Origin of the sequence: Streptomyces sp. AM6-12, from assembly GCF_044327085.1 — a bacterium.
Classification (GTDB): domain Bacteria; phylum Actinomycetota; class Actinomycetes; order Streptomycetales; family Streptomycetaceae; genus Streptomyces.
In genome coordinates this window covers 807,687-821,534 of sequence record NZ_JBIQWN010000002.1, presented here as the reverse complement: position 1 = coordinate 821,534, position 13,848 = coordinate 807,687, and the positions used below count along the sequence as shown (strand labels likewise).

Annotated in this window: 9 protein-coding genes and 3 pseudogenes; 10 read left to right on the top strand and 2 right to left on the bottom strand. The window is 69.0% G+C overall.

Going from position 1 to position 13,848, the window contains the following annotated elements; all coding sequences use genetic code 11:
• The 3 genes and pseudogenes from ACE4Q9_RS32110 to ACE4Q9_RS32100 all read left to right on the top strand — a co-directional run bounded on the left by ACE4Q9_RS32110 (position 1) and on the right by ACE4Q9_RS32100 (position 4,125).
• The gene (locus ACE4Q9_RS32110) at positions 1 to 2,757 is read left to right on the top strand and encodes a phosphoesterase (RefSeq protein ID WP_397988021.1); all 2,757 of its coding nucleotides are present in this window, start codon (positions 1 to 3) and stop codon (positions 2,755 to 2,757) included.
• Between the two features lie 148 nt (positions 2,758 to 2,905).
• The gene (locus ACE4Q9_RS32105; protein ID WP_397988020.1) at positions 2,906 to 3,853 is read left to right on the top strand and encodes a GNAT family N-acetyltransferase; all 948 of its coding nucleotides are present in this window, start codon (positions 2,906 to 2,908) and stop codon (positions 3,851 to 3,853) included.
• A gap of 175 nt (positions 3,854 to 4,028) precedes the next feature.
• Positions 4,029 to 4,125 (top strand): annotated as a pseudogene (locus ACE4Q9_RS32100).
• 16 nt (positions 4,126 to 4,141) lie between these two features.
• Here the strand turns inward: ACE4Q9_RS32100 and ACE4Q9_RS32095 are convergent.
• Positions 4,142 to 4,564: a hypothetical protein gene (locus tag ACE4Q9_RS32095; protein WP_397988019.1), complete on the bottom strand. Its 423-nt coding sequence runs from the start codon at positions 4,562 to 4,564 to the stop codon at positions 4,142 to 4,144.
• Between the two features lie 114 nt (positions 4,565 to 4,678).
• Here ACE4Q9_RS32095 and ACE4Q9_RS32090 point away from each other — a divergent pair.
• From ACE4Q9_RS32090 to ACE4Q9_RS32060, 7 genes and pseudogenes are all read left to right on the top strand, one after another.
• Positions 4,679 to 5,421: pseudogene (locus tag ACE4Q9_RS32090) on the top strand (beta-phosphoglucomutase family hydrolase).
• Positions 5,418 to 7,805, top strand: a complete 2,388-nt coding sequence (locus tag ACE4Q9_RS32085; RefSeq protein WP_397988018.1) for a glycoside hydrolase family 65 protein — start codon at positions 5,418 to 5,420, stop codon at positions 7,803 to 7,805. Before ACE4Q9_RS32090 ends, ACE4Q9_RS32085 begins: the two are co-directional and overlap by 4 nt.
• 179 nt (positions 7,806 to 7,984) lie before the next feature.
• Positions 7,985 to 8,725, top strand: coding sequence for a beta-glucanase (locus ACE4Q9_RS32080; protein WP_397988017.1), 741 nt, complete (start codon positions 7,985 to 7,987; stop codon positions 8,723 to 8,725).
• 38 nt (positions 8,726 to 8,763) lie between these two features.
• Positions 8,764 to 9,087, top strand: a pseudogene (locus tag ACE4Q9_RS32075) (PIG-L deacetylase family protein); the annotation flags it as partial.
• 193 nt (positions 9,088 to 9,280) lie between these two features.
• Positions 9,281 to 10,504 (top strand): ABC-three component system protein, encoded by a 1,224-nt coding sequence (locus ACE4Q9_RS32070; RefSeq protein ID WP_397988016.1) that lies wholly within the window; start codon positions 9,281 to 9,283, stop codon positions 10,502 to 10,504.
• Entirely contained in the window at positions 10,504 to 10,980 is a 477-nt protein-coding gene (locus ACE4Q9_RS32065; RefSeq protein WP_266847205.1) for a three component ABC system middle component, read from the top strand. Before ACE4Q9_RS32070 ends, ACE4Q9_RS32065 begins: the two co-directional genes overlap by 1 nt.
• Positions 10,977 to 12,929, top strand: a complete 1,953-nt coding sequence (locus ACE4Q9_RS32060; protein ID WP_397988015.1) for a DUF3732 domain-containing protein — start codon at positions 10,977 to 10,979, stop codon at positions 12,927 to 12,929. The genes ACE4Q9_RS32065 and ACE4Q9_RS32060 overlap by 4 nt, the downstream gene beginning before the upstream one ends.
• A gap of 149 nt (positions 12,930 to 13,078) precedes the next feature.
• Here the strand turns inward: ACE4Q9_RS32060 and ACE4Q9_RS32055 are convergent, their stop codons facing one another.
• Positions 13,079 to 13,714, bottom strand: coding sequence for a hypothetical protein (locus ACE4Q9_RS32055; RefSeq protein WP_397988014.1), 636 nt, complete (start codon positions 13,712 to 13,714; stop codon positions 13,079 to 13,081).
• Positions 13,715 to 13,848 lie beyond the last annotated feature (134 nt).

Sequence of the window (13,848 nt, the reverse complement as noted above, 5' to 3'; positions counted from 1 at the left end):
ATGCAGGTAACACGCCACCGCAGGCGTGTCCAGAAGGAGCGCCGGGGCTTCCTGTCCAGACGCTTCGGCCGCCGGATACCGCTGGTGACCGCTGGGACCTCCGCGCTCGCGCTCCTCGCCGCCGGTGCCGCCTTCGCGCAGACGCACCAGTTCGGCACCCAACAGGTCGGCCAGGTCACCCACAGGGGCCAGGTCATCTCCAGCGACCAGTACCTCGCGCCGTACGGCAAGCACCTGGTCGTGAACAACGGCAAGATCATGTCGTCCACGGTCAGCCCGGACGGCACCCACCTCGCCGCCTCCATCGCCGACGGCGGCGCCGCGCTGGCCGTCGTGGACCTGGACGGCTGGAAGGTGCAGCAGGTCGTCGGCAGCGCCGCGTCGTCCAGCCCGCGCCTCAAGGGCAACGACGTCGGCCAGGAGGGTCCCACCTACTCCCCCGACGGCAAGCAGCTGTGGCTCGGCCAGACCGACGGTTACACCCGCTTCACCGTGAACGCGGACGGCACGGTCGCCGACCCCACGTACATCAAGATCCCCGCGGACGGCACCAAGCACGCGCTGGTGGGCGCCGCGGTGTTCTCGGCCGACGGCTCCACCGTGTACTCGGCGGTCAACGGCCAGAACCGGGTGGTCGCCATCGACGCGGCGACCGGGAGCATCGAGCAGAGCTGGCCGGTCGGCAACGCCCCGCGCGGCCTGGTGCAGGTCGGCGACAAGCTGTACGTGAGCAACGAGGGCGGACGCCCGGCGAAGCCCGGCGACACCACCATCAACTCGTACGGCACCCAGGTGCCGGCCGACCCGAAGACCGGTGCCACCACCACGGGCACGGTCAGCGTCATCGACCTGGCGCACCCGGCGGAGCCCGCGAGCAGCATCGACGTCGGTCTGCACCCGACCGCGCTGTACGCCAGGAAGGGCGCGGTGTTCGTCACCAACACCGCGACCAACGACGTCTCGGTGATCAGCACGGCCAACGACAAGGTCGTCCAGACGATCTCCACCCAGCCGTGGCCGGAGGCGTCGGTGGGCTACGAGCCCGACGCGGTGACCCTCACCGACGACGGGCACCTGCTGGTGACGCTCGGCCGGGCCGACGCGGTCGCCGTCTACCGCTACACCAGCCCGCAGGAGCCGGTGAGTTACGTCGGTCTGCTGCCGACGGACTACTTCCCCGCGGAGATCGCGAGCGTCGGCAAGCAGGTGGTGGTCTCCAACACCCGCGGCATCGACGCGCTGCGTCCCACCACCGCCTCCGGGCACGCCACCCACGACACCACGTCGAGCGTGCAGGGCTTCACGCTGCCCGACGACAGCGTGATCCGGGCCCGGACGTCCAAAGTCTTCCAGCAGAACGGCTGGACCGCTGGCTCGGTGCGACTCGCCAGGGGCCGGAGCGACGCCAGGCCGGTGCCGGTCCCGGCGCGTCTCGGCGACCCGTCGACGATCAAGCACGTCTTCCTGATCGTCAAGGAGAACCGCACCTACGACCAGGTGCTCGGCGACATGCCGCAGGGCAACGGCGATCCGGCGCTGACGGAGTTCGGCGAGAACGTCACGCCCAACCAGCACGCGATGGCCGCCCAGTTCGGTCTGTACGACAACACGTACGACATCGGCACCAACTCCGCCGAGGGCCACAACTGGCTGATGCAGGCGGACGACCCGGAGTACACCGAGTCCTCCGCCGGTGAGTACGCGCGCAGTTACGACACCGAGGACGACGCCCTCGGCCACCAGAAGTCCGGGTTCCTGTGGACCGGGGCGCAGGCGGCGGGCAAGTCGGTGCGGGACTTCGGCGAGTTCCAGCAGTTCCTGACCAAGCCGGCGGGCTCAAGCTGGCAGAACCTGTACTGCGACGCCAAGAACATGGACGCGACGGGGCAGGGCTCCGCCTACACCCTGAACTCGTCCTCGCCGATCCCGTCGCTCAACGACGTGTCGGTGCACGGCTTCGCGAAGTTCGACACCAGTGTCCCGGACGTCTACCGGGAGCAGGTCTGGAAGCAGGACTTCGAGAAGAACGGTCCGGCGGACCTGAACATGTTCTGGCTCTCCAGCGACCACACCGGTGGTCCGGCGAGCGCCGCGGCCCAGGTCGCGGACAACGACCTCGCCACCGGCAGGATCGTGGACGAGATCTCGCACAGCGAGTACTGGAAGGACTCGGCGATCTTCGTGGTCGAGGACGACGCCCAGGCGGGTCTCGACCACGTCGACGGCCACCGTGCACCGATCCAGATCATCAGCCCCTGGGCGCAGCACGGCACGACCGACAGCCGCTACTACTCGCAGATCACCGTGATCCGCACCATCGAGCAGATCCTCGGGATCCACCCGATGAACCAGAAGGACAGCGCGGCCACCCCGATGACCGGGGCGTTCACCCGGCACCCGGACTACACGCCGTTCACCGCGCTGCCCAACCGGACCTCGCTCACCGACGGTCTGAGCACCCCGCCGTCGTGCGGTGTGGACACCCCGGCGCCGCAGGACCCGAAGGCCGCCGCGGTGCCGGCCACGAAGGTGCCGGCGGCCGAGAAGTCGCTCGCGGCGCAGTGGGACACCTGGAAGTCCGAGCAGCGGCTGACCGGGCCGAACGCGGTGCCCGACTACGCCAACCCGGCCCAGATGAACCACTACACGTGGTACCAGACCCACAACTGGGCCAAGCCGTACCCCGGTGAGAAGAAGCTGTACGCACCGAACGACGTGCCGGGCGCGTACCTGCCGTCATCGGAGAACGACGGCTGACGCGGCCTGAGCGGGTGTGAGGAAACCCCCGGCCGGCGTCACGCCTGTCACACGACCGGCCGGGCGAAGGGAGCCCCTGGCCGGCGTCACCGTCGACCGGGGGCCTTCCCCCTGTTTCCGGTGGGGTGTGCCGGTGCAGGGTTCTTCCATGGCTGATCCTCTTGCTGGAGCATGGCCGGCCGGGTATCGGGTCCGCCCGGCCACCGCCTTGGACACCGACGCGGTGCACCGTCTGGTCGCCGCGTGCGAATGCGCGCTGCACGGCCGGGCCACGACCGACGCCGATCGCATCGCGGCCGATCTCGGCATGGTCGGGGGCGAGTCGGCGTGTGACACGGTGCTGGTCACCGGTCACGGCGGGAACCCGGCCGGGTGGGGCTGGGTGCGGGGGCGGCGCGCCACCGTCCATGTGCACCCCGAGCACCGGGGCCGGGGGCTCGGCGCCGCGCTCCTCGCCTGGACGGAGGCGCGGGCACGGGAGCTGGGCGGAGACCGGCTGTCCCAGACGGTCTCCGACAGCGATCTCGCGGCCACGGCGCTGCTGCGCTCCGGCGGATACGCCAAGATGGTCACCGAGTGGCTGCTGGAGATGCCGCTGCCCGAGGAACCGGAGGTACCGGAACCGCCCGCCGGGATCACGGTACGGGCGTTCCGCGCGGGCGACGAGGAGGCCGCGTACCGGCTCACCGAGGACGCGTTCGACGAGTGGCAGCAGCGGCGCAAGCCCTACGCCGAGTGGGCACGGCACACGGTCGGACGGGCCACGTTCGCACCGGCGGCGTCGCCGCTCGCCTTCGCGGGAGGCCGGCTGGTCGGTGCGGTGCTGTCGCTGGATCCGGGAGATCCGGCTCTGGATGCGGACGCGGTCGGCAAAGAAGGGTACGTCGAGCGGGTCGCGGTCCGCCGTGACCACCGTGACCGGGGCATCGCGCGGCTGCTGCTGCGGGAGGCCTTCCGCGCCTTCTACCTCCAGGGGAAGCGGAGCTGCGTCCTGTTTACCCACTCGGACACGGGGGCGCTGCCGCTGTACGAGCGGATCGGGATGACGGTGCGCCGCAGTTCCACGGTGTACGGCAAGGCGCTCGTCACGGGGTAGCCGACCGGGGCCTTCGGGTTACTTTCCCCCCGCTCGCGGGCCGTCGCCGGGGCCGCCGTTCTCGTCAAGAGCCCGGCCCGCGTGCGGATTGCGCGCGCTGGACCGTGACGGACGGCGTGGCCGACCTGCGCACCGGCCGCCCCACGAACAGGACACCGCCCCGGACCGGGAGCAAGGAGAGGTGCCCGGAGTGGTTGATCGGGGACCGGCGAGCGCGTCTCAAGGTCGGATCCTTCACGGGGTCCACGCAGGTTCGAGTCCTGCCCTCTCCGCCGACTCGATCCGCCCTCAGTTCTCCGCCGGCGGGGACCAGGGCCGCTCCGGGGGCGGCGGCCCCTCCCATGCGCCGCGGAGCATCTCCTTGAGCGTCCTCGGCGGCGTCTCCTTCTCCTCCCGCACATGCATGAGCCGGGCCGTGCTCACGCGTATGTGGCACTGGTGCCCCCGCAGCCCGACGAGGACCACCCATGACCCGTCCTGGGCGAGGAAGGCGTGCCGGGCCGGCTGGTCCCCCGGCTTGGCGTGCCGGGCCAGGGTGGTCGGCAGGTAGTGCAGCGCCGCGTCCTCGGCCACGGCGGCGATCCTTTCCTCGTCCCCCCGGACGCGGTGGGCGGCCGCCAGCTTCCAGTGGTGCAGCCGGAACTCGACGGCCTCCAGATGTCTTGTCTCCCGTATGTCTTCCTCGATGAGGACGTACCAGTCAGCGCACATGATCCGCGCATCCTGCCATGCGCCCGGCGCGCGCCTCGACCGAGCGGGTGCCTTCCGGCGTGCCGGGCCGGTGTCCCCTCGCCGTCGGTCGCCGCCGGCTCCTAGCCTCGGAGCATGCCCCGGCTTCCCGCACACGTACGCGCCTGTCTGTTCGATCTCGACGGGTGCTCACCCAGACCGCCAAGGTGCACTCGGCGGCCTGGAAGGAGATGTTCGACGCCTGTCTGCGAGAACGCGCGCGACGGGAGGGCACCGAGTTCGTGCCGTTCGACGCCGTGCGGGACTACGACGAGTACGTGGACGGGCGGCCCAGGGAGGACGGCGTGCGGACGTTCCTCGCGGCGCGCGGGGTGCGGCTGCCCGGGGGTTCACCGCAGGATCCGCCGGACGCCGAGACGGTGCACGGTCTGGGCGCCCGGAAGAACGAGCTGGTGCTGCGCCGGATCCGGGAGGACGGCGTGGAGCCGTACGAGGGCTCGGTCCGCTTCGTGCACGAGGTGCGCGCGGCAGGCCTGGCCCGCGCGGTGGTGTCGTCCAGCGCGAACGCGCGGGACGTGCTGGCCGCGGTCGGTATCGCGGACCTGTTCGACGAGCGGATCGACGGGGTGGTGACGCGGGAGCGGCAGTTGCGTGGCAAGCCCGCTCCGGACACCTATCTGGAGGCGGCACGCGGGCTGTCCGTGGAACCCGGTGCGGCGGCCGTGTTCGAGGACGCCCTCGCGGGTGTCGAGGCCGGGCGGGCGGGACGGTTCGGGCTGGTGGTGGGGGTGGACCGGGTGGGGCAGGCGGAGCAGCTTCGGGCGCACGGCGCCGACGTGGTCGTCCGCGACCTGGCGGAACTCCTGGAGTCGTCGTGATCACGCATCCCAGCTACACCGTCGAGCCGTGGTCCCTGCGCGAGACCGAGCTGAACCTGGATGTGCTCGCGCAGAGCGAGTCGGTGTTCGCCCTGTCCAACGGGCACGTCGGCTGGCGCGGCAACCTCGACGAGGGCGAGCCGCACGGGCTGCCCGGCGCCTATCTCAACGGAGTCCACGAGCGGCACCCGCTGCCGTACGCGGAGGCCGGGTACGGCTATCCCGAGTCCGGCCAGACGGCGATCAACGTCACCGACGGCAAGGTGATCCGGTTGCTGGTGGACGACCACCCGTACGATCTGCGCTACGGTCGGCTGCTGTCCCACGAGCGGGTGCTGGACTTCCGCTCCGGGGTGCTCAGCCGCACCGCCCGCTGGACCTCGCCGGGTGGGCGCACGGTCCGGATCACCTCGCGGCGGCTGGTGTCCTTCACCCAGCGCGCGGTGGCCGCCGTGGTCTACGAGGTGGAGCCGGAGGACGGTCCGGCCTCGGTGGCCATCCAGTCCGAGCTGATCGCCAACGAGCAGCTCCCGCATGTCGAGGGCGATCCGCGCGTGGCCGCCGCGACCGGCTCCCCGCTGACGGCGGAGGAGCATTACGCCGAGGACACCCGGCTGCGTCTGGTGCACCGCACGGAACGCAGCGGGCAGCGGGTGGGCGCGGCGGCCGACCATCTCGTGGAGGGGCCCGAGAGCACCCGCTGGTCGGCGCAGTGCGAGCCCGATGTCAGCCGGCTGACGGTGACCGCGGACCTGACGCCCGGACAGCCGCTGCGGCTGGTCAAGTTCGTGGCGTACGGCTGGTCCGGGGAGCGTTCGCTGCCGAGCATGCGCGATCAGGTGGACGGGGCGGTGGCGGTCGCCGTCAGCACCGGCTGGGACGGTCTGGTCGCCGAGCAGCGGGCCTTTCTCGACGGGTTCTGGGCGGGGGCGGACGTCGAGGTGGAGGGGGACTCGCAGATCCAGCAGGCGGTGCGGTTCGCCCTCTTCCATGTGCTCCAGGCGGCGGCCCGCGGCGAGAACCGGGCGATCCCCGCGAAGGGGCTGACCGGGACCGGGTACGACGGGCATTCCTTCTGGGACACCGAGTCGTATGTGATGCCGGTGCTGACGTTCACCGCGCCCGAGACGGTGGCGTCCGCCCTGCGCTGGCGGCACAGCACACTGCCCGCGGCCCGTGAGCGTGCCCGTCAACTGGGCCTTCAGGGCGCGGCGTTCCCCTGGCGGACCATCGACGGCGCCGAGTGCTCCGCCTACTGGCCGGCCGGGACCGCCGCCTTCCACATCGACGCGGACATCGCGCTGGCCACGGTCCGCTACATCGCGGCGACCGGCGACGAGGCGTTCGAACGCGGGGTGGGATTCGACATCCTGGTGGACACCGCCCGGCTGTGGCGCTCCCTCGGCCACCACGACCCGGAGGGCGTCTTCCACATCGACGGGGTCACCGGGCCCGACGAGTACAGCGCCATCGCGCGGGACAACCTCTACACCAACCTGATGGCCCGGCAGAACCTGCTGGCCGCCGCCGACGTGGCGATCCGCCATCCGGACCGGGCCGACGAACTCGGGGTGGACGACGAGGAGGCCGCGGCCTGGCGGGACGCGGCGGCCCGGATGGCGATCCCGTACAACGACGCCCTGGGCGTCCACGAACAGTCCGCCGGATACACGCACTTCCAGCGCTGGGACTTCGAGCGGACCCCGCCCGAGCACTACCCGCTCCTGCTCAACTACCCCTACTTCGACCTGTATCGCAAGCAGGTGGTGAAGCAGGCCGACGTGGTGCTGGCGATGCTGGAGTGCCCGTACGCGTTCAGCGACGAGGAGAAGGCGCGCAACTTCGCCTACTACGAGGCGCTGACGGTGCGCGACTCCTCCCTGTCGGCGTGCTGCCAGGCGGTGCTCGCCGCCGAGACCGGGCACCTCAGGCTGGCTTACGCCTATCTCGCCGAGGCCGCGCTGATGGACCTGGACGATCTTGAGCACAACACCCGCGACGGGCTGCACATCGCCTCGCTGGCCGGGACCTGGATCGCTCTCGTCGCCGGTTTCGGGGGCCTGCGCTGGCACCTCGGCAAGGACGAGCGGCCGGATGTGCTCGGCTTCGCGCCGCGGTTGCCCGAGGCGCTGTCACGGGTGGTGTTCACGGTGCAGGTGCGCGGGCGCCGGCTGAAGGTGGACATCGGTCCGCAGCAGGTGCGGTACCGGCTGGTGGAGGGCGAGCCGGTGACGATCCTCCACTACGGCGACCCGGTCGCCGTGACCACGGACGCGCCGCAGGACCGCGCCGTCCCGCCCACGCCGGTGCGCCCGGAGCCGCAGCAGCCGCGGGGACGGCGCCCGGAAGGACTGGCCGAGCAGGACGACACGCCGGAGCAATAGCCGTACGGGAGGCTTGGGTTCGGTTCGGCGCGGCCCCGCCGGACCGGACCTCCGGACCAGCCCCGGAAACGGGGAAGGGCATACCGGTCGTTCACCCGGATGGGTAGATCCGGGCAAGAGTCGGGGCGTGGGCGCATGACCGGCCGCCAGGCGGTGAGACATCGGTCATGGAGATGAGCATGGACGAACCGCCGCGGGGCGACCCCTTATCGGCCGCCCCGCGATTCCCGGACGCGTCCGATGTGGTGTTCACGGCGGACTTCGCCTCCACGGCCCAGTGGGTCGCGGGCCGTTCGCGGGCGTTCCCGGGGGGCGGCCCGGCCCATCCGGACGAGGACCGGCTGGACCGGCTGGTGGCCGACCCCGGCTACTGCCGCTCGGGGGTCTTCCGGGCCACCCGCCGGGCGGACGGGCGTTGGGACACGGGGCTGCTGACCACGGAGGGCAGCCGTCAGGGGTTCACCGTGCAGCCGGGTGATGTGCTGGAGGCGCGGGTGCGGCTGCCTCGGGAGACCGGCGCCTGGCCTGCGATCCGGACCTGGCGGGACGGCGGCCAGGGGGTGGACGTGTTCGAGTACCACGTGGACAACCCCGACCATCTGGAGTTCACCAACCGGGTGCGCAGCGCCAGTTGCTACCTCCGCGACGACGCGGTCCGCCCCGGCGCCTGGGTGGACCTGCGTACGGAGTTCGGGCCGCGCTGTGTGATCTGGTCGCTGAACGGCGCCTCGGTGTTCGCGGACCACCGGGGCGTGGGGCAGGCGTGGCGGGCCCATCTCATCGTCGGCCTCTCGGTGTGCGCCGGGCGCTACCACCCGCCGCCGGAGCCGGCCACGAGCGAGATGTCGTTCGAGGTGAGCGCGCTGACCGTGCGCCGTCCGTATGGTGGCGGGCGGTCGGTGTACGCGCGGCCGGTGTGAGCCGTCCCCCGGAATCTCGTGACGAAGGTGGTCCGTCCATGTCCGTGCCGAGTCTGCTCGCGGTGTTCGCCCACCCGGACGACGAGTCGCTGTCGGCGGGCGGGGTGCTGGCCCGGCACGCGGCCGCGGGTGCCCGTACCGGGGTCGTCACATCGACGTGGGCGGCGGACACCGGGCGCGCCGCGGAGCTGGCCGAGGCGCTGCGGATCCTCGGTGCCGGGGAGCCCCGGCTGCTGGGGTACGCCGACGCGCGGGTGCCGTGGTCGGCGCCGGGCCGCGCCCGGTTCTGCGACGCGCCGCTGGACGAGGCGGTACGGCGGTTGGTGGCGCACATCCGCGCGTTCCGCCCCGAGATCGTCGTCTTCCCTGTCAAGTGGATGTGTTCAGGTTGGTTCCCCGCATCTGGTAGCCCGAGGAGAGGTCAACGTGCGGGGGCCCAGAAGGGTGAAGTGGTCCCGTTCGCCTTAATCCGCTGCTCCGCTTTGTGCATCGCTATGTGCGCGGCGGTCACCTCCGTGGAATGATCGCTGGGTCGGCCTGGGGGGAGAGTGGACGATGACAGACACGGGTGAGCAGTACGAGGCGTCGGCGTCGGCACTTGGGTACCTTTTTCAGTTTGCGAAGGCGCTGCACATCTGCATCGAGCAGTGGATGAGCGGCGGCATGGACTGGGACGTTGCGGTCGAAGCAGCTGACGACATCGAAATCCAGCGGGGCCCGGATAGGAGCCTGATCCAGCTCAAGCAGCGCGCCGAAGGCGTTCGCATGACCGATCTGTCCGAGGATCTCTGGAAGACGTTGCGGATCTGGGCGGAGGCCGCCAAGTCCGGCCGGATCGCGCTCGCTGAGACGAAGCTGTTCCTGCTGACGACAGCTGAGCTCCCTGAAGGCAGCGCTGCCTTCTACCTGCAGCCTCGAAGCAGTCAGCATCGCGATGAAGACCGCGCCCTGCACTTGCTCCGCGAGGCCCGTAAGGCGTCGAAGGCGAAGAAGGGGTCCCTTCCAAAGTGTTTTGAGGCCTTCGATGATCTGGACCGGGGGGATAGGCCGCTCCAGCAGTCTTTGATCTCCCGCGTCGAAGTCCTTGGAGGCACTCAGGACATCACCGAGGTCCGAGACGCGTTGAAGGGCCTCGCCGCCTTCGCGGTCGGCCACGATGCGGCGAAGGCTTTCCTTGCCAGGCTGGAAGGCTGGTTCTACGACCGTGTGATCGAGCAGATGCAGACCCCAGGGGGAAGCCCGGTCACCGGCATCGAATTCGACGAGCGGCTCTCCGACCTGCAGCGACAGTTCCGCTACGACAACCTGCCGATCGACTCCGACATCTCCGACATGACTTCCGACGCCTCCCACTCAGCCGACAGGAAGTTTGTCCGCCAGCTCGCGCTGATCGGTGTCGGAGATGAGCGGATCGGTCTCGCGGTGAGGGACTACGTCCGTGCCTTCACCCAGCGTTCCCGCTGGTCCGCCGAGAATTTGCTGCGTGCGGGCGAGCTTGGTAAGTACGAGCGCCGGCTCGTTGAGGAGTGGCAGTCGCGTTTCGCCGAGATGGCGGAGGACCTTGGGTTCGAGGCTTCCGAAGCGGAGAAGAAGAAGGAAGCCAGGCTGATCTACCGCTGGGTCGATCGAGAGGCCCGCTTCCCGATTCGCGCAGATTGTGACGAAATCTTCGTCACCAAAGGCTCCTATCACATGCTCGCCGACGAACTGAAAGTCGGATGGCACCCGGACTTCTCCGCGCGCCTGATGGAGCTCCTTGAGCCGACCGGGGCCCACTGATGCAGCTGAGTCGTGAGGAACGGGCCCTATACAACCCTGCGTTCACCGGGGTCCTGTGCACCCGCGCTGTTCAAGGCTACGACAAGGAATACGCCGCCGCCTGCCCGCTTCCCGTAGCTGTGACAGCCAGCGTCATGGCTTTGCAGCCCGCCATCCGGGCAGCGCTGCCAGCAACGACTGGCACTGGACTGATGGGGTGGCTCGAAGCGAACGAGCATGTGCGCGTCGAGATGTCCCGCAACGCCGCGCTCCTCGCCGACGTGGTCAGGCCAGGTCTTCTGTTCGCCCTTCAGTCCCGCGTCTTGCACTGCACGGCCGTCGGCCTCATCCCCGTGCCCCGCGCGCTGGCCAAGACCCCTAGTGGTGGCACACCACAGACCGTAGACATCCAACGGGCAGCCCTCATGCTCGGACGCTGGCTTCCCAGCACCGGCAGTCTTGGCACCGTCCTGACCCTCTTTGGAGTCAAGCCGTGACCTTTCAGATCAAAGCGGTCACTATCTACGGCAAGCAGCCGGGCCAGGTGCACACCGTGCCCTTCGAGCCAGGCAGTCTCAACATCGTCACCGGCGACTCCCGCCGCGGGAAGAGCGCTCTGTTGACGATCATCGACTACTGCCTCGCCAGCGCAGGCTATCCAGTGAAGTCCGGCAAGGTCCGTGAATACGTCAGCACGTTCGCGATCACCCTCGTCAAACCCGGAGAACAGCTCTTTGTCGCCCGCCGCGCCCCGGAAGCCAAGGGAGGCGTCAGCACCGTCCTCTGCATCCTCTCCCAGACGCCCGGCTCGCCGCCGCCGCCTCTGAACGAGCTTCGCTTCGTCACACCGAGGGACGTCGCCAAGGGGCTGTTGAGCGACTTCTGCGGCATCGACCGCAATATCCGCGTCCCCGCCGTCGGCCGCGCAACACTCATCGCGCCCTCCGTCCGGCATGCACTGTTCTTCTGCTTCCAGGCCCAGAACGAGATCGCCAACGAAGATGTGCTCTTCCACTCGCAAGGCGAAGAGTGGAGGCCGAACACCATCCGCGGCGTCATCCCCTACTTCCTTGGCGCGACAGACCGTGAGCAGGCACTTCTCCGCAGTCGGCTACGCCTCGCTCGCCGGGATCTGTCCGACCACGAAGCCAAGCTGGCCACCGCGAGTAACCTTGCCCCTGCCGCCGGGCAGGCACAGGCCCTGCTCACCGAGGCCATCGAAGCCCGTCTCGTGGACCCTCCCGACGGCCACGAGGCAACCGCCGAAGGTATCCTGCGCCTCCTGCGTGAGGCACTCCTCCAAAGGGGCCCACAGCCGGGTCCAGACGGGACCGACGACCCTCTCACCGCTCTGCGCGCCCACCGTGCCGAGCTGCGCGGTCGGGCCAGTAGAGCACGGGTCCGGATCGCCGACCTCAAGGCCGCCCTGACGGAGAACAGTGACTTCACCGACCAAGCCAACGAGCAGCGCGCGCGGCTGGCCACCCTTGGCCTGCTGAAGCGCGATCCAGAGGCATCCGCTGCTGAACAGTGCCCGGTCTGCGACAGCCCGGTCAGATCCGCCCATGCCACTGTCATGGCGTTGACCGCCGACCTACTCCATCTCCAAGGTGACCTGCACGCCATCCGCAGCGACACGCCCGCCATCGAACGGATGATCAGCCACGAAGAGGGCCAGCTTCAGGAACTCCGCTCGGAACTCGCCCGCAATCAGGAAGAGATCAACGAGGTCACCGCAGCGTCCCGGATCCTCGACCAAGAGCCGGACGACGTGCGACGTGCTGCCATAGTGCAAGGCCGTATCAGCCTTTACCTGGACACGGCGGCCCAACTCGCTGTCGGCCCTAGGATGGAAGATCGAACCGAAGAGCTTCGGGCACGGATTGCCGAGTTGGAGACGCTCCTCAGCGAAGATGTTCAAGGCGACCGCCTGACCAGCTTCCTGTCACTGATCAACGTGGAGATCAGGAAGAAGGCCCTCGAACTCGCTCTGGAACACTCCAGTTCACCCATTCGCCTCGATGTCAACCGCCTCACCGTTGTTGCTGACACCGTAGAGGGGCCGGTGCCCCTGAGGGATATGGGCAGCGGCGACAACCATCTCGGGTACCATGTGGCCACACTCCTCAGCCTGCACGAGTGGTTCGCCGAGAATGGCAGCCCTGTGCCGGGCGTGCTCATTCTCGACCAACCCTCGCAGGTGTACTTCCCGCCCGATCACGTCGGCGAAGAGGTGCTTGAGAGTGATGACCGGGTCCTGCTTCTGAACATCTTCAACGCCATCCACCGGACGCTCCGCAGGCTCGATGGGAAGCTGCAGGTCATCGTTATGGAGCACGCAGACCTTGAAGATCCGGCCTTCAGTGACCACGTCGTGCATCGGTGGCGTCGGCGCGATGGGCAAGCACTCGTACCCGCCGCGTGGATCCCGTCCGAGGCTGACTGACGAGGCCGGCGCATCAGGCCGCCAGCCCTCATCGATGTGATGTTGCGGAGCGGACCTGAACTGTCGGCGGCACTTACGTGGGGCGGCCAGGAGGCAAGTGTCACCTATCTCCCCGTCGGGTCCGCTGCCGGTGGCACGCAGACTGAGCTCTACCCAATGGGGGTGCGCGGTGGCGTCCACCAGCGCCGTGGCCACCTCCAGGGTGGGGCCGTGACGGAGCGGCTGATCATGTCTCCAGGGCGATGCTCTTGCTGAATCCGCTGGTTTGCTTCCTCATTGCGCTGTCGTTGTTTGACCATACGTTGGCTGAAGTGACGCTTTTCGCGAGTGCTCGGTGTGAGGTTGCGCGAATGTAGCGTCTGTGCGGACAAGTCTCGCAACCAGTAGTTGCCTTCGCTATCACGGCAGGCAACAGCTACAGGCGAGGGACCGAAAGGGTCGGCGGAAGGTGCTACGTAGGCTGCACAGGTCTCGCTGGGGCCCAGGACGCGCCGCATGATGTGTCCGATCTTGAACTCAACGGCGACACCGTCCCAGATGAGGATGACGATGTCGTAGATCGGTCGCGTCGCGTTGTTCTGTACGTGGATATTGTCGCTGTGAGGGGGCAGTTTCTCCCTGTCGCGGTCGTGCAGAGAGACCTCCCAGCACGACACCGCACAGGCGTCTGCTCGCTCTGCTTTTCGGTGATCTCGCCAGATGATGCTGATCGTGGCGCTGAGGGCTCCGGTGGAACCAACGGCACTGATCCAAGTTGGGAAGTTACCCCAATCGACGGCAGTCATGTCGCTGATGTTGATGGGCAATCAGGGCTTGCGGAGGCGACTTGAGGAGACTCTGAGGTAGCGATCGATTGCTCAGAGCTGTGGATCGTAAGCTGTTCACGCTGGTCTCCTTCAACCTCCCAGGAGCAGCACGC